A 1,025-nucleotide genomic window follows, 5' to 3' on the forward strand; every position below is an offset into this window, starting at 1 on the left:
TGGAAACGGCATCGAGGATTTGACCCCGTAGCGGCACCGAGAAATTGACCCCCTGATAGCAAGAGAGGACCCCCCTCCCGAAGGCAAGCGTAAGCAAGCACTCGCCAGGGAGGGAGGGTCAAGGGGGTTGGTTCCGTTGGATCAATGGGAAATCATTCGGCTGCGATGCGTACGCGACGGAGAGCCGGTCAAGGTGGTCGCGCGTGACCTCGGCTTGGCCAGGAACACCGTGCGCAAGTATGTGCGCAGCCAGCAGCCGCCAGGCATCATCACGGTCGCGCGCCCGCGGTTGCTCGATCCCTATCAGTCACACATCGACCAGTGGCTACGCAGTTCGCCTCGAATCACGGCCAAGCGCATCGGCACACTCCTGCGCGAACGAGTCGACCCGGAACTGCGCATCGGGGAGCGCGCGTTGCGCCAGTACGTGGCCCAGCGGCGCATCCTGATTCGACCGAAGGAAGCTTTCGTGCGAGCGGTCTATGCCCCAGGCGATCAGGTGCAGTTCGACTTCACACCGGTGCAGGCCATCATCGCCGGCGTCCTGATGAAGCTCGAGCTGTTTGTGATGCGTTTGAGTTACAGCGGCAGGCTCTTCGCTCGCGCCTCGCGCCGTTGCGACCAGCTTGCGCTCTTCACCGGACTGCTCGAAGGGTTGGTGGCCTTCGGCGGTCTCCCGCGAGAGGGAGTGTTCGATAACGCCAAGATCGCCGTCACACGCGTCTTGCGCGGCCGCAACCGCGAGGAGAACCGTGCCTTCCGCGCGTTCTGCGGCGCCTTGGCGCTGGACATCCAGTTCGCCGCTCCGGCCAAGGGCAACGAGAAGGGCGGAGTCGAGGGAGCCAACGGCTATCTCGAGGACAACGTCTTTCGGCCGATCCCGCACTATGCTTCGCTGGGAGAGCTCAACGCCGCACTGGCCCTGTTCTGTGAACGCGACCAAGAGCGTCTCCACAGTACGCATCGGGAACCGATTGCCGACCGCTTCGCGCGGGAGCGCGAGGAGCTGCGACCCTTGCCCACAG

At 64.1% G+C, this 1,025-nt stretch carries 1 protein-coding gene; it reads left to right on the forward strand.

Annotation, left to right across the window (positions count from 1 at the left end; genetic code table 11):
* Positions 1-136: 136 nt before the first annotated feature.
* On the forward strand, positions 137-1,025 hold an 889-nt coding region (locus EPN29_14325; GenBank protein ID TAN30351.1), incomplete at its 3' end, for an IS21 family transposase.

The sequence above is a fragment of the bacterium genome, from assembly GCA_004299235.1.
GTDB lineage: Bacteria > Chloroflexota > Dormibacteria > Dormibacterales > Dormibacteraceae > SCQL01.